At 72.1% G+C, this 17,035-nt stretch carries 16 protein-coding genes and 1 pseudogene; 8 read left to right on the top strand and 9 right to left on the bottom strand.

Translation table 11 applies throughout. The features are described 5' to 3' along the window. The first annotated feature begins 1 nt into the window (after nucleotide 1). On the top strand, nucleotides 2–664 hold the full coding sequence (locus LNW73_RS11620) for a TetR/AcrR family transcriptional regulator (protein WP_441349477.1): 663 nt from the start codon (nucleotides 2–4) through the stop codon (nucleotides 662–664). Nucleotides 665–721: 57 nt separating this feature from the next. Here LNW73_RS11620 and LNW73_RS11625 read toward each other — a convergent pair whose 3' ends face one another. Further along, nucleotides 722–2,761: a thioredoxin domain-containing protein gene (locus LNW73_RS11625; RefSeq protein ID WP_250989865.1), complete on the bottom strand. Its 2,040-nt coding sequence runs from the start codon at nucleotides 2,759–2,761 to the stop codon at nucleotides 722–724. A gap of 158 nt (nucleotides 2,762–2,919) precedes the next feature. Between LNW73_RS11625 and LNW73_RS11630 the strand changes: the two genes are divergently transcribed. Further along, the gene (locus LNW73_RS11630; RefSeq protein ID WP_441349490.1) at nucleotides 2,920–6,099 is read left to right on the top strand and encodes a tetratricopeptide repeat protein; all 3,180 of its coding nucleotides are present in this window, start codon (nucleotides 2,920–2,922) and stop codon (nucleotides 6,097–6,099) included. A gap of 147 nt (nucleotides 6,100–6,246) precedes the next feature. Here LNW73_RS11630 and LNW73_RS11635 read toward each other — a convergent pair whose 3' ends face one another. Both LNW73_RS11635 and mca read right to left on the bottom strand, forming a co-directional pair. Continuing rightward, entirely contained in the window at nucleotides 6,247–6,534 is a 288-nt protein-coding gene (locus tag LNW73_RS11635; protein WP_250977453.1) for a hypothetical protein, read from the bottom strand. 14 nt (nucleotides 6,535–6,548) lie between these two features. Then, nucleotides 6,549–7,421: a mycothiol conjugate amidase Mca gene (mca, locus tag LNW73_RS11640; protein WP_138352156.1), complete on the bottom strand. Its 873-nt coding sequence runs from the start codon at nucleotides 7,419–7,421 to the stop codon at nucleotides 6,549–6,551. 115 nt (nucleotides 7,422–7,536) lie between these two features. On the opposite strand from mca, the gene LNW73_RS11645 reads away from it, so the two are divergent. Together LNW73_RS11645 and greA are read left to right on the top strand one after the other, a co-directional pair. Next, nucleotides 7,537–7,947 (top strand): DUF4307 domain-containing protein, encoded by a 411-nt coding sequence (locus tag LNW73_RS11645; RefSeq protein ID WP_250989867.1) that lies wholly within the window; start codon nucleotides 7,537–7,539, stop codon nucleotides 7,945–7,947. A 130-nt stretch (nucleotides 7,948–8,077) separates the two neighbouring features. Further along, the gene (gene greA, locus LNW73_RS11650; protein WP_250977451.1) at nucleotides 8,078–8,575 is read left to right on the top strand and encodes a transcription elongation factor GreA; all 498 of its coding nucleotides are present in this window, start codon (nucleotides 8,078–8,080) and stop codon (nucleotides 8,573–8,575) included. A 106-nt stretch (nucleotides 8,576–8,681) separates the two neighbouring features. On the opposite strand, the gene LNW73_RS11655 is transcribed toward greA, so the two are convergent. The 3 genes from LNW73_RS11655 to ilvA form a co-directional block, all read right to left on the bottom strand. Next, nucleotides 8,682–9,536, bottom strand: a complete 855-nt coding sequence (locus LNW73_RS11655; protein WP_250977450.1) for an ABC transporter permease — start codon at nucleotides 9,534–9,536, stop codon at nucleotides 8,682–8,684. Further along, the gene (locus LNW73_RS11660) at nucleotides 9,536–10,504 is read right to left on the bottom strand and encodes an ATP-binding cassette domain-containing protein (RefSeq protein WP_250989868.1); all 969 of its coding nucleotides are present in this window, start codon (nucleotides 10,502–10,504) and stop codon (nucleotides 9,536–9,538) included. Before LNW73_RS11660 ends, LNW73_RS11655 begins: the two co-directional genes overlap by 1 nt. A 200-nt stretch (nucleotides 10,505–10,704) precedes the next feature. Then, entirely contained in the window at nucleotides 10,705–11,931 is a 1,227-nt protein-coding gene (gene ilvA, locus LNW73_RS11665; protein WP_250989869.1) for a threonine ammonia-lyase, read from the bottom strand. 132 nt (nucleotides 11,932–12,063) lie between these two features. Between ilvA and LNW73_RS11670 the strand changes: the two genes are divergently transcribed. The 3 genes and pseudogenes from LNW73_RS11670 (at nucleotide 12,064) to LNW73_RS11680 (ending at nucleotide 13,682) form a co-directional block, all read left to right on the top strand. After that, on the top strand, nucleotides 12,064–12,585 hold the full coding sequence (locus LNW73_RS11670; protein WP_250989870.1) for a MarR family winged helix-turn-helix transcriptional regulator: 522 nt from the start codon (nucleotides 12,064–12,066) through the stop codon (nucleotides 12,583–12,585). 165 nt (nucleotides 12,586–12,750) lie between these two features. Next, nucleotides 12,751–13,215: pseudogene (locus LNW73_RS11675) on the top strand (sigma factor-like helix-turn-helix DNA-binding protein); the annotation flags it as partial. Nucleotides 13,216–13,433: 218 nt separating this feature from the next. Continuing rightward, the gene (locus tag LNW73_RS11680) at nucleotides 13,434–13,682 is read left to right on the top strand and encodes a hypothetical protein (RefSeq protein ID WP_138352164.1); all 249 of its coding nucleotides are present in this window, start codon (nucleotides 13,434–13,436) and stop codon (nucleotides 13,680–13,682) included. Nucleotides 13,683–13,745: 63 nt separating this feature from the next. Here the strand turns inward: LNW73_RS11680 and LNW73_RS11685 are convergent, their stop codons facing one another. After that, nucleotides 13,746–14,909, bottom strand: a complete 1,164-nt coding sequence (locus LNW73_RS11685) for a cystathionine gamma-synthase (protein WP_250977446.1) — start codon at nucleotides 14,907–14,909, stop codon at nucleotides 13,746–13,748. 120 nt (nucleotides 14,910–15,029) lie between these two features. Between LNW73_RS11685 and msrA the strand changes: the two genes are divergently transcribed. Next, nucleotides 15,030–15,725, top strand: coding sequence for a peptide-methionine (S)-S-oxide reductase MsrA (msrA, locus tag LNW73_RS11690; RefSeq protein ID WP_250989871.1), 696 nt, complete (start codon nucleotides 15,030–15,032; stop codon nucleotides 15,723–15,725). 12 nt (nucleotides 15,726–15,737) lie between these two features. On the opposite strand, the gene LNW73_RS11695 is transcribed toward msrA, so the two are convergent. Both LNW73_RS11695 and LNW73_RS11700 read right to left on the bottom strand, forming a co-directional pair. Next, entirely contained in the window at nucleotides 15,738–16,250 is a 513-nt protein-coding gene (locus LNW73_RS11695) for a hypothetical protein (RefSeq protein WP_250989872.1), read from the bottom strand. Between the two features lie 71 nt (nucleotides 16,251–16,321). Next, a complete protein-coding gene (locus tag LNW73_RS11700) occupies nucleotides 16,322–17,008 on the bottom strand; it encodes an ABC transporter ATP-binding protein (RefSeq protein ID WP_250989873.1) in 687 nt (228 codons plus the stop codon). Nucleotides 17,009–17,035 lie beyond the last annotated feature (27 nt).

Below are 17,035 nucleotides of genomic sequence, written 5' to 3' on the forward strand. Positions count from 1 at the left end.
CATGTCCGCACGTACGACGGCCGCCACGACCACCGCCCCCGCCGGCACGCTCTCCGGCGCTACCGCCGGCACGCCGAAGATCGGCCTGCGGGAGCGGAAGAAGATCCAGACCCGCCAGGCGATCCGCCGGGCCGCGTACCGGCTCTTCGACGAGCAGGGCTACGACGCCACGCCCGTCGACCGGATCGCCGAGGCCGCCGACGTCTCCCCCAGCACCGTCTTCCGGTACTTCCCCACCAAGGAGGACATCGTCCTCACGGACGAGTACGACCCGCTCATCGAGGCGGCGATCCGGGCCCGCCCGGCCGACGAGTCCCCGCTCCAGGCGATCCGGTACGCCTTCGTGGAATCGCTCCGCGCCATCTGCGAGGACCCGCAGGAGCGCGCGGACCTCAGCGCGCGGGCCAAGCTGCTGCGGGACGTGCCGGCCGTCCGCGCCCGCTCGATGGAGAGCATGTCGGCGACCGGCCGGATCCTCGCCGGCGTCCTCGCCGAGCGCACCGGCCGCCCGGTGGACGACCTGGAACTGCGGATCTTCACCGGGGCGGTGCTCGGCGCCTTCCAGGAGGCCACCATGCACTGGGGCGAGCACGACCAGCAGGGTGAACTCCTGGACGTCGTCGAACGCACCCTGGACGTGCTGGAACGCGGCCTCACCCTCTAGGGACCCTCTAGGGCCGGTCCGGCCGATCATGAACGGCCGGACCGGCCCCAGGCGGTTTCACGCTCCGGCGGTGTTCCCCACCGACGCGGCCAGTGCGGCCGGATCGGTGGTCGGCGCGTCGCACACGAAGTGCCGGCAGACGTAGGCGGCCGGGCGGTCCCCGACCAGCGGCCGCTCGTGCAGCAGGGGGAACTCGTCGCTGCCGGGCGCACCGGGCGCCACCACGGCGCCGGGGGCGGTCGCCAGCAGCGCCGTCCGGTGCAGGGCGGCGGTGGCCGGATCGTCGGCCGCTCCGACCACGGCGATCTCGCGGGGGCCGTCCAGGGCCGCCTCGGCGACGGCGAGCCCCCAGCCGATGAAGCGCGGTGCCCGCGGCGCCAGCGCCCCCACGACGCCCAGGGCGCGCTCCGCCGCTTCGCGGTGGGCGCTCGACCCGGTGTGGGCGGCGTAGGACAGCAGTGCCCCGGCGGCGGCCGTCCAGCCGGACGGGGTGGCGTTGTCGGTCGGGTCCTGCGGACGGCGGATGAGCGTCTCGGCGTCGTCGGCGGTGTCGTAGAGCGTGCCGTCGGGGGCGGCGAAGTGGTGCAGCACCGAGTCGAGGAACAGCCCGGCGAAGTCCAGCCAGACGCCCTCGGCGGTGACCGCGGCGAGCGCGAGGAAGCCCTCGGCGACGTCCGCGTAGTCCTCCAGCACCCCGGAGTTGTCACCCGCGACGCCGTCGCGTGAAGTGCGGGCGAGCCGGCCGGAGTTGTCCATGTGGACCCGCACCAGCACATCGGCCGCGTCCAGGGCGGCCCTGACCAGGTCCGGGCGGTCGAAGTACGCGCCGGTCTCGGCGAGCGCCGCGATGGCCAGGCCGTTCCAGGCGGCGACGACCTTGTCGTCCCGGCCGGGCCGCGGCCGCTCCTCGCGCGCCGCCAGCAGCCGCTCGCGGACTGACGCGACGCGGTCCGCGTCGCCGGGCGCGCCGTCCGCCGCCAGCTGCAGCACGGAGGCGCCCTCCTCGAAGGTGCCCTCCGGCGTCACGCCGAAGTGCGCGGCCGCGAACGCCGCGTCCTGCTCGCCGAGCGCCTCGCGCAGTTCCGCGGGCGTCCAGGCGTAGAACGCCCCCTCGGCGTGACTTCCATCGGCGCGATCACTGTCGGCGTCGAGCGCGGACGCGAACCCGCCCTCGTGCGTGCGCAGTTCGCGCACCATGAAGTCGGCGGTCTCCAGCGCGACGCGGCGCGCGAGCTCCGAGCCGGTGGAGCGCCACAGGTGCGCGTAGACGCGGCACAGCAGCGCGTTGTCGTAGAGCATCTTCTCGAAGTGCGGCACGGTCCAGGTGCGGTCGACCGCGTACCGGGCGAAGCCGCCGCCCAGCTGGTCGTAGATGCCGCCGCGGGCCATCGCCTCGCAACTGTCGGCCGCCATCCGCAGGGCGTCCTCGGAGCCGGTGCGGGCGTGGTGGCGGAGCAGGAACTCCACGGCCATGGAAGCCGGGAACTTCGGCGCCCCGCCGAAGCCGCCGTTGTCGGCGTCGTACTCCCGGACCAGGCCGGCCAGCGCGGCGTCCAGCTCCTTCGCGCCGGGCGTCACCGACGCCCCGTAGGCGCTCTGCCGCTCGCCGAGGTCCTTGACGATCCGCGCGGCGACCTCGTCCACCTCGTCCCGGCGGTCCCGCCAGGCCGCCTGAACGCCCTCCAGCACCTGCTGGAACGAGGCCATGCCGTGGCGCGGCTCGGGCGGGAAGTACGTGCCGAAGTAGAACGGCTCGGCGTCCGGGGTCAGGAACACCGTCATGGGCCAGCCGCCCTGCCCGGTCGCCGCCTGCACCGCCTCCATGTAGACGGCGTCGACGTCCGGCCGCTCCTCGCGGTCCACCTTCACCGGCACGAAGTGCTCGTTGAGGTACGCCGCGACCGTCTCGTCCTCGAACGATTCGTGCGCCATCACATGACACCAGTGGCAACTGCTGTAACCGACGCTGAGCAGCAGCGGTACCCCCCGCTCGCGGGCCTCGGCGAACGCCTCCGCGCCCCACGGCCACCAGTCCACAGGGTTGTCGGCGTGCTGCAGGAGGTAGGGAGAGGTGGAACGGCTGAGTCGATTGGCCATGTACCCACCCTCACACACGGTGTCGCTCCGCGACGTGTACGGCAGGACACTTGGGGCGGGCGGGCGACCGAGGGGGAGCTACGTTGAGAGAAGCGCCAGAGCCGGCGAAGCCGTCCGGGAGGGACCGGGCGGAGGTCGAGAGCCGGCTGAAGCTGGCCGTGGTCGAGGAGGCGCGCGGCAGTACGGCGGCGGACGCGGAGCGGCTGCTGCAGCGGGCGCTGGCCTCGCTGGACGAGATCATGGCGCAGGCGGCCGGGGAGTACACGCTGTATCTGCGTGCCGCCGGCGGCGGGCCCGCCGGCCGGCCGGGGTCCGCCGGGCGGTTCTCCCGCGAGACGGTGACCACCGCCGCGATCACCGCGGGCGCGGTCGGGGTGACGGCGTTCGCGGTGGACGTGATCGGCCAGAACCTGTCGGCCGGGGCGTCCCTCACCACCGGGCTGGCCGCCGGGGCGGTCGGAGCGGTGGCCGTCGGGCTCCGGGGCCCGGCCGCGCCCTCTCCCGACTCCCCCGCGGCGACCGACGACCCGGCCCCGTACCGGCTGCGCTGGCTCGACGCGGTGGAACAGCGCGGCATCCGGCCCTTCCTGGAGCAGCACCGGAGCCGGGCGACCGCCGAGTCCGCCGCCTCCCGGGCCGCCTCCCCCGCCGCGGCCAACGGCCGGCACCAGGTCCCGGCGCCGCGCCGCACCGACCGCAGCGCCGCCGCGCGGACCCGGGCCGTGCTGGAGCAGTCGTTCGGCCAGCTGCCGTCCGCTGACGGGCCGTTCGCCGGGCGCCGCAAGCAGGTCGCGCAGATCGCGCAGTGGGTGCACCAGGCGCGGGTGTCCACGGAGAGCAAGCCGACCGTCGTCGTCCTGCACGGACCGGCCGGCGCCGGGGCGACCACCCTCGCGGTGCGCGCCGCCCGCCAGCTGCGCGACCAGTTCCGCGGCTCGTGCGTGGTGGACCTGCGCGGCGGGGCCCTGGACGAACGCCCGCTGCCGACCCGGGACGCGCTGCTGCACCTGCTGAACCGGCTCGGCGCGCCCCGCGAGCAGCTGCTGTTCCGGGAGCGCCCCAACCATGAGCAGCATCTGCGGCGGCTCGCCGACCAGTACCAGAAGCATCTGACGGGTACGCCGGTGACGATCGTGCTCGACGACGCCTCGGACGCGGAACAGGTGCGGATGCTGGTCCCCGAGCGGTCCGAGGCGCTGGTGCTGGTCACCGCCCGCGAGCCGCTCTCCCTGGACCTGCCGAACGCGTGGGTGCACAGCCTGCCCGTCGGCCCGCTCGGCGCCGCCGACACCCATGAGCTGCTGGGCGAGCTGGCCAGGACCGCGAAGGCGCCCGAGCCCACCTCGGTGGAGTCCGAGCGGCTGCGCGGCCTGTGCGACGGCCTGCCGATCGCGCTGCGGATAGCCGGCGCGGCGCTGCAGGACCACGGCACGGCCGCCGGGCTCGCCGCCGACCTGGAGGCGTACGGCCCGCAGGAGGCCGTCGAGCGGATCCTCGCGCTGCGCTACCACGACCAGCCCGAACCGTCCCGGCGGCTGCTGCGCCGGCTCGCGCTCGCCGGGCGGGCCAGCTTCGGCGCGGCGGCCGCCGCCGCGCTGCTGGCCACCGACGAGCAGGAGGCCGGCCGCAGGCTGGAGGAGCTGGCGCGGGCCGGACTGATCGAGCACATCCGCGGCAGCCGCTACCGGCCGCACGACCTCGTACGCCGCTTCGCGCACGCGCGGCTGCTCGACGAGGAGGACCCGGCCGAGCGCGCCGCGGCCCACGAGCGGCTGATCCGCAGCTACGCCGAGCTGGCCAACGCCGTGATCCGGCTCGTCGAGGGCAAGACGTCCACCCGGGCCGGGCGGTTCGGCGCGCACGGCTTCGCCTCGCTCGAAATGGCGCTGCGCTGGCTGGACGACGAATCGAGCTTCATCACCGCCGCGCTGCGGCACGCCGAGGGCGTGGACCGCACCGTCGTGCAGGCCCTGCTCGGCGCGCTGTGCGACTACTGCCTGCTGCGCGGCGACCTGTACCGGCTCGGGGAGATCAGCGAGCTGGCGCAGGCGTCCAAGGCCGCCCCGGACGAGGAGCAGAACATCCTGGTGCGGTCGGTGCAGTGGCGCACCGGCATCGCGGCCCGGCAGCTCGGCGAACTCGACAAGGCGCGTTCCACCCTCAGCTCCGTCGTCGACCTGTACTTCGAGGCGCAGCATCCGGCGGGCGCCGCCCGCGCGCTCGGCAGCCTCGGCATCACCCTGCACCACCAGGGCAGTCTGCGGGAGGCGGAGAGCAAGCTCCGCGAGGCCCTGGAGCTGCAGGCGGCGCCGGAGCTCGGCGAGGACCGGGCCTGGACGCTGCACGCGCTGGCGGCCGTGCTGCGCGACATGGGCCGGCTCGGCAAGGCGCTGCCGCTGCTCCTGGAATCCCTCGAACTGCACCGGCAGAACGAGAGCGTCAGCGGGCAGGCCTGGGCCCATCTCCAGCTCGGGCAGGTCCATCTGCGGCTCGGCGCGGTCGACGAGGGCGAGGCCGAGCTGCGCAGCGCCGGCCAGTGCTACGCGCTGACCCGCGACCCGCGCGGCGCCGCCTGGACCCGCACCCAGCTCGCCCGCGCCACCCTGCAGCGCGGCAACGCCCAGGAGGCCGCCCGCGAACTGGACGAGGCACTCGTCCGCCACCGGGCCTGCGAGGACGCCCGCGGCGAGGCCTGGACGCTGTACTACCTGGGGCACGCGCTGGAGGAGTCCGGCAACAGCGACCAGGCGCTGCGCACCCTGGAGCGGGCCCGTTCCATGTTCAGCCGGATGCGGGACGTGTACGGGCTGGCCTGCGCCCGCCACCACTCGGCCCGGGTCACCCGCGACCAGCGGGCCGTCCGCACCGGCAACCTCCGCAACAGCGGCTTCGCCCGTCAGCTGCTCCAGGACGCCCGGCAGGACTTCCGGCGGATCGGCGTCGAGCACGGCGAGGCCTGGTCCTGCGTGGAGCTCGCGGTGATCGACGCCGGGAACAACCGTTTCGTCGAAGCCCTGACGCTGCTGGACGAGGCCCGTGAGCTCTTCCACGACCTCGGCGACCGGCGCGGCCAGGACTGGGCGGTGTTCCTCCGCTGCACCGTCCAGCCCCTGCTGTCCGAGGACGGCGCCGGGCAGGCCGCCGACACGCTGCGCGCCCTGCTGGCCGCGCACTACCCGGGCCGGGACCCGGATCTGGAGGAGTACGCCGAGGCCTACTCCGTCCTGCTGGAGCGCGGTACGGCCGCCTCCGGCGGCAGCTGGGAGGCGTGGCGGCTGGGCATGATGCCGGGCCGCTCCGCGCGCATGGTCATGGACCTGCTGCCGGCGGCGCCCTGAGGGCGGCAGGCGGGAGCGGCAGGCCGGAGCGCCGGTCGGGCCGGTGTGCGGCCGGCCCGGCCGGCGCCCGGGCACGCTACGGAACCTGCTGGTCCGCGGACGCCTGGGCGCGCTACGGCGCCGGGTGTCCCGGGACGTCTGGGCGCGCTACGACGCCGGGTTGTCCTGGGACGCCTGGGCGGCCTGGGCCGCCTGCGCTTCCCGGTGCGCCCGCAGACCCCGCGACGGCTTCCGGGCCGCCCCCGCGGCGGGGTCCGGAGCCTCCTCGAAGTCGATCTTCTTGAACTGCTTGCCCATGTTCTTCATCAGCGCCCACAGCGACAGCGCGATCGCCGCGAAGATCACAAAGCCGATGAGACCGGGCGTCACCTTGTTGTTGTCCAGCTCCTGAGCGGCGAGCGGGACGTACTGGGTCAGTGCGTGGGAGGCAATCACGTACCCATTGTGCGCTAGGCGGTGCGGATGCCCGCGAAGAGGTCGTCCTCGGGCAGCGAGGTGTCCACGAGCGACTTGGCGAGCTCGTAGTCCTCGGTCGGCCAGACCTCCTGCTGGATCTCCATGGGGACGTGGAACCAGGCGCCGTCCGGGTCGATCTGGGTGGCGTGCGCGAGCAGCGCCTTGTCACGGATCTCGAAGAAGTCGGCGCAGGGCACGTGGGTGCTGATCTGCCGCTCGGGGCGGTCGAACTGCTTCCAGCGCTCCAGCCACTCGGCGTACGGCGACTCCAGGCCGCGGGAGAGCAGCGCCTCGTGCATGGCGACGGTGCGCGCCTTGTTGAAGCCCTGGTTGTAGTAGAGCTTCTGCGGCGTCCACGGCTCGCCGGCCTCGGGGTAGCGCTCCGGGTCGCCGGCCGCCTCGAAGGCGATCATGGAGATCTTGTGGGTCATGATGTGGTCGGGGTGCGGGTAACCGCCGTTCTCGTCGTAGGTGGTGATCACCTGCGGCTTGAACTCGCGGATCAGCTTCACCAGGGCGCCGGCGGCCTCCTCGACGTCCTGCACGGCGAAACAGCCGTCGGGCAGCGGCGGCAGCGGGTCGCCCTCGGGAAGACCGGAGTCGACGAAGCCGAGCCAGGACTGCTTGACGCCCAGGATCTCGCGGGCCTCGTCCATCTCCTTGGCGCGGACCTCGTGGATGTGCTCCTCGATATAAGGGTCACCCTGGAGCTTGGGGTTGAGCACCGAGCCGCGTTCTCCGCCGGTGCAGGTGGCGACCAGTACGTCCACCCCCTCGGACACGTACTTGGCCATGGTGGCCGCGCCCTTGCTCGACTCGTCGTCAGGGTGGGCGTGGACGGCCATCAGTCGCAGCTGCTCAGTCAAGGCTGGATCCTCTAGTCATCGGTAGTAGCCCCCTCGTTCCATGTAAAGGGCGCCTCCTATAGTGACCGAAGCGAGGGGGCAATTAATTCCATGGCCCCCACCGGAAGGAACGATCATGGCTGCGGTGCGCGAGAGGCTGCCCGAAGGGCGCTACGGACGCGGCGCCGATGCGCGGGCCGACCGGCGACTGAAGATCATCGGTGTGGTGCTGGGCGTGCTGGCACTGGGCGGGGTCGGCTGGTTCGGCTGGCATTCGGTCGCGGGCACGGACGTGAGCGGCGAGGTCATCAAGTCCCGGGCCGTCTCGGACCAGGCCGTGGAAATCCATCTGGAGGTCCGCAAGGACGCCGGAACGGTCGCCGTGTGCACGCTGCGCTCGGTCGACAAGGACCACACTGAGGTGGGACGCATGGACGTGACCATGCGCGACCACAAGAAGCAGGTCGACACCGTGGTCACCATGCGGACCACGCACCGCGGGGAGACCGCTGAGCTGCTCGGCTGCAAGCCGGCGGACCAGGGCTGACCTGCTACGACGACACACTGACGATTTCCCGCTCCCGTGCGGGTGCCGGAATTGTTAGGCTCCAGGTTTCGCCCGGCCACGCGATGGCAAGGCACTTTGACGCAGTCCCATGTACCTACGAGGAGCACCAGTGACCCAGACCAGCGAGAGCGTCACCTGGCTGACCCAGGAGGCGTACGACCAGCTGAAGGCCGAGCTGGAGTACCTGTCGGGTCCGGCACGCGCTCTGATCATCGCCAAGATCGAGGAAGCCCGCCAGGAGGGCGACCTCAAGGAGAACGCCGGCTACCACGCGGCGCGCGAGGATCAGGGCAAGCAGGAGCTGCGGGTCCGCCAGCTGACCCAGCTGCTGGAGCGTGCCAAGGTCGGCGAGGCGCCGGCCGACACCGGCGTGGTCGCGCCCGGCATGGTCGTCACGATCGCCTTCGACGGCGACCCGGACGACACCATGACCTTCCTGGTGGGCTCGCGTGAGTACGTGAGCGACACCCTGGAGACGTACTCGCCGCAGTCCCCGCTGGGCAAGGGCGTGAGCGGCAAGAAGGCCGGCGAGGACGCCGTCTACGAGCTGCCGAACGGCAAGAAGTCCTCCGTCAAGATCCTCTCGGTCAAGCCGCACCGGGGCTGACCTTCACGGACACACCTTCCGGGGACACAGCTTCCGGGACGACGCAGAACGGGCTCCCCGCCGTGGGTACGGCGGGGAGCCCGTTCTGCGTTGCGGGCCGGTCCGGTCAGGCGGTCGCGGAGCGGTACTTGCGCACCGCCAGGGTGCGGAACACCACGAGGATCAGGACGGACCAGAGCAGCGACGCCCACACGGCGTGCTGCATCGGCCAGGCGCTGGACGTCGAGACGCCCGGGTTGCCGAACAGCTCCCGGCAGGCCTGCACCGTGGCGCTGAACGGGTTCCATTCGGCGATATGGGCCAGCCAGGGCGTCATGTTGCCGGTGTCCGCGAAGGCGTTGGAAATGAACGTCACGGGGAACAGCCAGATCAGACCGCCGGAGGTGGCCGCCTCCGGGGTGCGGACCGACAGGCCGATCAGCGCGCCGATCCAGGAGAAGGCGTAACCCAGCAGGAGCAGCAGCCCGAAGGCGCCGAGCATCTTGGGGATGCCCTCATGGACGCGCCATCCGACGATCAGGGCGACGACGGCCAGCACGATGACGGTCAGCATCGTCTGCACCAGGTCGGCGAGGGTGCGTCCGGTGAGGACCGCGCCGCGCGACATGGGCAGCGACCGGAAGCGGTCGATGAGGCCCTTGTTCATGTCGTCGGCGATGCCCGCGCCGGCGCCGGCCGTGGCGAAGGTGACGGTCTGGGCGAAGATGCCCGCCATCAGGAATTCCTTGTACGTGGCGGGGTCGGTGCTGCCGCCGACCTTCATGGAGCCGCCGAACACGTAGGTGAACAGCACCACGAACATGATCGGCTGGATCAGCCCGAAAATGATCATCTCCGGGATGCGGGTCATCCGGATCAGATTGCGCTTGGCGATGACCAGCGAGTCCCGGACGGACTGCATGACCCCGCCGCCGGACCGGGGGGCCAGCGTGGTCGTGGGCTTCGCGTCGATGACGGCCATCACTTGGCCTCCTCTTCCGGTGCGGCGACCTCGGCCTCGTGGCCGGTCAGCGAGAGGAACACATCGTCCAGGGTCGGGCGGCGCAGCCCGATGTCGTCGATCTCGATGCCTTGGGCGTCGAGATCGCGGATGACCTCGGCGAGCAGCTTGGCACCGCCGTCGACCGGGACGGTGATCCGGCGGGTGTGGTCCTCGGTCTTGGTGTCGCCCTTGCCGAAGCCGCGCAGGATGCGCTCCGCGTCGGTGAGCCGGTCCCGCTCGTGGACGACGACCTCGACGCGTTCGCCGCCGGTCTGCGCCTTGAGCTGGTCGGAGGTGCCGCGGGCGATGACCTTGCCGTGGTCGATCACGCAGATGTCGTGCGCGAGCTGGTCGGCCTCTTCGAGGTACTGGGTGGTGAGCAGCAGGGTCGTGCCGCCGGCCACCAGGTCCTGGATGACCTCCCACATGACCTGCCGGTTGCGCGGGTCCAGGCCGGTCGTGGGCTCGTCCATGAACATCACGGGCGGCTTGACGACGAGCGCCGCGGCGAGGTCCAGCCGGCGGCGCATGCCGCCGGAGTACGTCTTGGTGGGCCGGTCGGCCGCGTCCGCGAGGTTGAAGCGGTCCAGCAGTTCGGCCGCGCGGAGCTTCGCGTCACGGCTCTTCATCTGGTAGAGCTGGCCGACCATCTGGAGGTTCTCACGGCCGGTCAGATACTCGTCGACCGCCGCGAACTGGCCGGACAGGCCGATGTGGCGGCGGACTTCGTTGGGGTGCTTGAGCACGTCGATACCGGCGACGACGGCTTTGCCGCTGTCCGGTCGCAGCAGGGTGGTGAGCACCCGGACGGCAGTGGTCTTGCCGGCGCCGTTCGGGCCCAGCAGTCCCAGAACCGTGCCTTCCGGGACGTCGAAATCCACTCCGTCCAAAGCCCGTACGTCGCCGAAGGTCTTGACCAGACCTTCCGCGTAGATCGCGCCTGGCATGTGACTACTCCCAATCCGGGGACAGATCTCCGGTGTCGATGATCGCGAGGTTCGCGGGCGGCCGCGACCTGTTTTCGGCCGGCGTCCAGGTCCGCACACAGGGAGTCCAAACGCGACACATCGCGAGCATGGCGCATGCGATATATCGCGTCAAGACCGAGGGTTGCCGAATCTTCGGGCACCGCGGCCCGGAGCGGACGTCAGATGACCAGGTAGCCGGCGGCCAGCAGCGCGGCCTCGACCGCCTCGCAGTGCTCCGGCCCCTTGGTCTCCAGGTGCAGCTCGACCTCCGCCTCCGTGAGTCCGAGCCGCGGATCGGTCCGTACGTGGCTCACATCGAGGACGTTAGCGTCCGCCTCTGACAACACCCCCAGGAGCGTCGCCAGCGCACCCGGCCGGTCCGTCACCCGCAGCCGCAGCGACAGATAGCGACCCGCCGCGGCCATCCCGTGCCGGAGGATCCGCTGCATCAGCAGCGGGTCCACGTTCCCGCCGGACAGCACCGCGACCACCGGGCCCTCGAAGGAGTCCGGATCGGACAGCAGCGCCGCCACCGGGCTCGCCCCGGCCGGTTCCACGACCATCTTCGCCCGCTCCAGGCACAGCAGCAGCGCGCTGGAAAGGGCGTCCTCGGAAACGGTACGGACCTCGTCGACCAGTTCGCGAATGATGGTGAACGGGATGTCGCCGGGCCGGCCGACCATGATCCCGTCGGCCATCGTCGCCACCGCGCCCAGCGCCACCGGCTCGCCCGCCGCCAGCGAGGGCGGGTACGCCGCCGCGCCCGCCGCCTGCACACCGATCACCTTCACGTCCGGACGCAGCGCCTTCACCGCCAGCGCGACACCCGCGGCGAACCCGCCGCCGCCGATGCCGACCACGATCGTCCGCACCTCGGGGCACTGCTCCAGGATCTCCAGACCCACCGTGCCCTGGCCCGCGATGATGTCCGGGTGGTCGAAGGGGTGGATGAAGACGGCGCCGGTCTCCTCCGCGTACGCCTTGGCGGCGCGCAGCGTCTCGTCCACCACCTGTCCGTGCATCCGCACCTCGGCCCCGTAGTCGCGGGTCGCCGCGATCTTCGGCAGCGGTGCGCCCACCGGCATGAAGACCGTGGACCGCACACCGAGCAGTGACGCGGCCAGCGCGACGCCCTGCGCATGGTTGCCGGCGCTCGCGGCGACGACCCCGGCGGATCGTTCCTCCTGCGTCAGGCCGGCGATCCGCACATACGCGCCGCGCACCTTGAACGAGCCGGTGCGCTGCAGGTTCTCGCACTTCAGATGGACCGGGGAGCCGATCAGACCGGTCAGGTACCGGCTGCCCTCCATCGGGGTCACCCGCGCCACCCCGGACAGCATCTTGTGCGCCCCGCGCACGTCGTCGAGCGTGATCGGGTGGTGTACCGCGGGCGCCGCTCTGTCCATGCGCCCAGTCTCCCAGTTCCGGTCCCGTGTCACCGCCGGAGCACGGTTTGTGCGGGATGGGTCTCATGGTGACCCTCTCCGCGTACTCTTCTCCCAACCTCCGCAGGACCGACAGAACGCGAGCTTCCGGCCATGCCCAATCCATCGGAGTCGCCCTCCTCTCCCCCCCTCGACGAGGCGGGGCCCACCGAACTCTTCGAGCGGCTCCAGCACCAGGTCGCTCTCTTCGCCCGGCGCGCGGAGCAGACCCGCCTCGGCGGTGTGGGCAAGGCCCGCAACTCCATGGACCGGGCCGCGTACCTGCTGCTCAACCGGCTCGACCGCGAAGGCCCGATGGGCGTCAAGGCACTCGCGGAGGGCATGGGCATCGACTCCTCCACCGTCACCCGCCAGGTCGCGCCGCTCGTCGACACCGGCCTCGTCAAGCGCACCTCGCACCCCGAGGACGGCCGTGCCGTCGTGCTCGCCCTCTCGCCGCGCGGCCTCGGCCGGCTGGAAGAGGTCCGCAGCTCGCGCAAGCAGCTGATGGCCCAGGTCACCGAGGGATGGAGCGAGAACGAACGGGAGATGTTCTGCGATCTGCTCGGGCGCTTCAACCTGGCGCTGTCCGAGTGGCACGCGACGACGGTGCAGGCCGGACCGGCCGACGAGTAGGTCCCGCACGGCCGCCGGCAGCTCCCCGCCCGGCACCTCGCCCGTCCCGCTCGGCGCATGATCCGGCCCCGCTCGGCGCTTGATCCGGTCCTGCCCGGCCACCGCGCGCACCCCGCACCCGCAGAACCCTTGACCTGAACCGCCTGCTTGACGTCCACTGGCGGCGTGGGCACGCGCCGGGCGGCAGCGGAGTACCAACGGGACGTCGAGTTTCAGGCGTTCACCGCAGGAGCGGCAGGACGGCTCCTGCACGCCGCCACCCTGCTCACCGGCGACCCGGCCGCCGCCGAAAAGCTGCTGGGAACCGTCCTGTCGCACACGTACGCGAACTGGTTCCGGATGCGTTCCGAGGACCCGTACGACCAGGCCCGCACCGAGCTCGTACGGCGCTTCGCGTACCGGCCGTGGTGGCGCCGGCCGCATGGTGGAGCGCTGGACCGGCTCACCGCCCAGGAGCGGCTGGTGGTCGTTCTGCGGCTGTTCGAGGGCGTCGCCGAGGAACAGGCCGCCGCGCAGCTGGGACTGCCTGTGGAGCGCGTACGGGCCATCTGCAACCGTGCCACCGCCACCCTGCGCAGCCGCCCCGCGCCGGCTCCCGCCCGGTCGGTGACCGAGGCCCGTGCGGCGGCGGAGAAGGCCAGGCAACGGGCCGCGGCGAAGAACTCCCGCGAGAACCCGCCGGGGGGATCGGCGGGGGGTCCGCCGCGGGGATCGGCGGGGGGTCCGCCGCGGGGATCGGCGGGGGGATCGGCGTCCTCGCCCGGAGGTCCGTCGGACCCGTCCGGGGGTCCGTCGGACACCCCGGCCGAGAGCTCCTCCGCGGCCGACGAGATCCAGGGAGCGGCGTCATGATGCCCCCGGACCGCAAGGAGGAGGAGGTCCGCCGGGTCCTCGACACCCCGCACCCGTACGTCCCCGCCGACCTGGCGGAACGGGCCGCCGAGCGCGGCCGCCGCATACTGCGGCGGCGGCGCGTCGTGCACCAGCTGCTGTGGCTGCTGCTCGTCGCGGCGATCGTGACGGGTGTGGTGTTCGCGGTGCTGGAGTGGCCCGACCCGCAGCCGCTCGACACCACACCGCCGGTGGACACCTGGTAGCGGCTCAGCCGGCCACCAGGTGCCCACGGCGACGGATCACACGGATCGGACGGATCGGACGGATCAGCCGAGCGCCTGGGTCAGGTCGGCCAGCAGGTCGTCGACCGACTCGATGCCCACCGAGAGCCGTACGAGGTCCGCCGGGACCTCCAGCGCGGAGCCCACCACCGAGGCGTGCGTCATGCGGCCCGGGTGCTCGATCAGCGACTCGACGCCGCCGAGCGACTCACCCAGCGTGAACAGGCCCGCGCGGTTGCAGACCGCGACGGCCGCCTCCTCGCCGCCCTTCACCTGGAACGAGATCATGCCGCCGAACGCCTTCATCTGCTTCGCCGCGATCTCGTGCCCCGGGTGCTCGGCCAGCCCCGGGTAGAGCACCCGCGACACCTTCGGGTGCGACTGGAGCAGCTCCGCGATCCGGGTGGCGTTGGCGCTGTGCCGGTCCATGCGCACCGCCAGCGTCTTGATGCCGCGCATGACGAGCCAGGCGTCGAACGGCCCGGCGATCGCGCCCATCGCGTTCTGGTGGTACGCCAGCTCGTCGCCGAGCGCCGCGTCACCGGTGATCAGCGCGCCGCCGACGACGTCGGAGTGCCCGCCCATGTACTTCGTCGTCGAGTGCAGGACAACATCGGCGCCGAGCGCGAGCGGCTGCTGCAGGTACGGGCTCGCGAACGTGTTGTCCACCACCAGCCGCACGCCGGTGCCGGCGCCGCGGGCGATCTCCGCCAGCGCCGCGATGTCCGTGATGCCGAGCAGCGGGTTCGACGGGGTCTCGACCCAGATCGCCTTGGTGTTCGGCCGCAGCTGCGCCCGCACGGCCGCCGGGTCGGACGTGTCGGCCACCGACCACTGGACACCCCAGCGCTCGACGACCTTGGCGAACAGGCGGAACGTGCCGCCGTACGCGTCGTTCGGGATCACCACGTGGTCGCCGGGCGACAGGATGGTGCGCAGCAGGCAGTCCTCCGCCGCCAGCCCGGACGCGAAGGCCAGCCCGCGCCGGCCGCCTTCCAGCGCCGCGAGGTTCTCCTCCAGCGCGGATCTGGTCGGGTTGGCGGAGCGGCTGTACTCGTAGCCGCCGCGCAGCCCGCCCACTCCGTCCTGCTTGTACGTCGACACCTGGTAGATCGGCGTCACCACGGCGCCGGTCTGCGCGTCGGCCGCCTGACCGGCGTGGATCGCGAGGGTTTCGAAATTCTGGTGCTGCTGGTCGTGGTCGCTCATTCCGCCGAGGGTAGTCGCCCGGACCGGCGATCCACCTGCCGTACCCGGCAGCGGCGAGGAATCCTGCGGCCCGCTCAGGCGTTCCCTGATAGCGAGCCGACCCCGGAGGAGTAACCCCCCATGTTCCTGAACCGTCACAAGAATCACCTGCCCTCCGCCGACGAGGCCCTCAGGGGCCGCACGGAGCCGGAATTCGACGTGCCCGCGCGGCACACCGTGCTGGGCAAGCAGCTGACCGGCCCGTATCCCGCCGATCTGGCGGTCGTGGACTTCGGGATGGGCTGTTTCTGGGGCGCCGAGCGCAAGTTCTGGCAAACCCCGGGCGTCTGGACCACCCTCGTCGGCTACCAGGGCGGCCACACCCCGAACCCCACGTACGACGAGGTCTGCAGCGGTCTCACCGCCCACACCGAGGCCGTCCGGGTCGTCTACGACCCCGCGCTGGTGTCCTTCGCCGAGCTGCTGAAGGTCTTCTGGGAGTCCCACAACCCCACCCAGGGCAACCGCCAGGGCAACGACTCCGGCACCCAGTACCGCTCCGCGGTCTACACCCACTCCCCGGACCAGCTCACCGGCGCCCAGGCCTCCCGCGACGCCTACCAGCAGATCCTCACCAAGGCCGGCTACGGCGACATCACCACCGAGATCCTCCCGGCCGGCCCCTTCTACCCCGCCGAGCCGTACCACCAGCAGTACCTCGACAAGAACCCCGACGGCTACTGCGGCATCGGCGGCACCGGCGTCGACCTGGACTCCCCCTCAGAAACCAACTGGGGCCGCTCCTGCCCGACGGGCATCGCCCCGGCCGGCGGCTGACTCCGGGCCTCGTCAGTCCGCGATGCCCAGATCGGCGCGCATCAGGTGCTGGAGTTCGGTGAGCTTGGGTTCCGCCGTGCGCAGGTGGTCGAGGGCCGACTCGGCGGTCTCGCCCGGTGCTGCCATGCCGCGGTCGAGGCGTTTGGCCGCGGCATCGGCCTGTGCGAGCACCGCGTTGAGCTCTCGGGAGGCCGCGAGTACGCGTTGCGGGACGATCATCTGGGCCTCGGCGTAACGGTCCCGGTAGTCGCGGCGGGTCTCCTCGACGAGGGTGCGCTCCTCCTGGGTGTAGACGCCGTCGCGGATCCGGTGCAGGGCGTCCTTGAGCAGGGTGTGGAACTGCCGGGACGCACGGTTCATCGCGGTGTACGCGTCGCGCCGCTCCTCGAAACCGCGGCGCCTTTCGGCGGCCGCCGCGTCCTCGGCCCGCTGGCGAGCGGCGGAGCGCTGGGCGACCAATGGTGAGAGGAGCGTGCCCAGTACGCCCACGACGGCAGTGACCATTGCGGCTATCGCGACACCCATGGGTGGACCCTAGCGGGGTGGTGGGGCCGGGCCGTCCTGGGCCCGGCCCCACCACCCCGCCCGGCATCCGGCTATCTCGCCGGGACCCGTTCCGTCACCGTGACCTGGCCCTTGCGGATGGTGGCCAGGCGCGGGGCGCGTTTGGCGATGGCGGAGTCGTGGGTGACGAGGATGAAGGTCAGGCCGCGTTCTCTCCAGAGGCCTTCAAGGAGGCCCATGATGTCGTCGCGGGTGGCCTCGTCGAGGTTGCCGGTGGGCTCGTCGGCGAGGAGGACCTTGGGCTTCTTGACGAGGGCGCGGGCGATGGCGACGCGCTGCTGCTGACCGCCGGAGAGCTCGGAGGGCAGGTGGCTCAGGCGCTCTTCGAGGCCGACGGACTCCAGGGCCTCGACGGCGAGGCGGCGGCGTTCCGCGGGCTTGATACCCATGGGGACGAGGGCGGTCTCGACGTTCTCCTGGGCGGTGAGCGTCGGGATGAGGTTGAAGCTCTGGAAGATGAAGCCGATGTTCTCGGCGCGCATCCTGGTGAGCTTGGCCTCGCCGAGCCGGGCGAGGTCGACGCCGTCGAACTCCACGGAGCCCTCGGTCGGGCGGTCGAGGGCGCCGAGCATCTGCAGCAGGGTGGACTTGCCGCCGCCGGTGGGGCCCTGGATGACGAGCTGGTCGCCGTCCTCGATGGTGAGATCGACGCCCCGCAGGGCCTCGACGGTGTCCTTGCCGCGTCGGTAGCGCTTGGTGACGCCGGTCAGCTGGTACATGGTCAACTCCCTTGAGACTGAAGGTGG

This window comes from Streptomyces sp. RKAG337 (genome assembly GCF_023701715.1).
Taxonomy (GTDB): domain Bacteria; phylum Actinomycetota; class Actinomycetes; order Streptomycetales; family Streptomycetaceae; genus Actinacidiphila.

Coding starts and splice junctions, on each gene's coding strand:
- msrA (WP_250989871.1), top strand. CDS start 15,030: ATGTTCCTGAACCGTCACAAGAATCACCTGCCCTCCGCCGACGAGGCC.
- LNW73_RS11685 (WP_250977446.1), bottom strand. CDS start 14,909: ATGAGCGACCACGACCAGCAGCACCAGAATTTCGAAACCCTCGCGATC.
- ilvA (WP_250989869.1), bottom strand. CDS start 11,931: ATGGACAGAGCGGCGCCCGCGGTACACCACCCGATCACGCTCGACGAC.
- LNW73_RS11670 (WP_250989870.1), top strand. CDS start 12,064: ATGCCCAATCCATCGGAGTCGCCCTCCTCTCCCCCCCTCGACGAGGCG.
- LNW73_RS11620 (WP_441349477.1), top strand. CDS start 2: ATGTCCGCACGTACGACGGCCGCCACGACCACCGCCCCCGCCGGCACG.
- LNW73_RS11700 (WP_250989873.1), bottom strand. CDS start 17,008: ATGTACCAGCTGACCGGCGTCACCAAGCGCTACCGACGCGGCAAGGAC.
- LNW73_RS11645 (WP_250989867.1), top strand. CDS start 7,537: ATGGCTGCGGTGCGCGAGAGGCTGCCCGAAGGGCGCTACGGACGCGGC.
- LNW73_RS11655 (WP_250977450.1), bottom strand. CDS start 9,536: ATGGCCGTCATCGACGCGAAGCCCACGACCACGCTGGCCCCCCGGTCC.
- LNW73_RS11625 (WP_250989865.1), bottom strand. CDS start 2,761: ATGGCCAATCGACTCAGCCGTTCCACCTCTCCCTACCTCCTGCAGCAC.
- LNW73_RS11680 (WP_138352164.1), top strand. CDS start 13,434: ATGATGCCCCCGGACCGCAAGGAGGAGGAGGTCCGCCGGGTCCTCGAC.
- LNW73_RS11660 (WP_250989868.1), bottom strand. CDS start 10,504: ATGCCAGGCGCGATCTACGCGGAAGGTCTGGTCAAGACCTTCGGCGAC.
- LNW73_RS11695 (WP_250989872.1), bottom strand. CDS start 16,250: ATGGGTGTCGCGATAGCCGCAATGGTCACTGCCGTCGTGGGCGTACTG.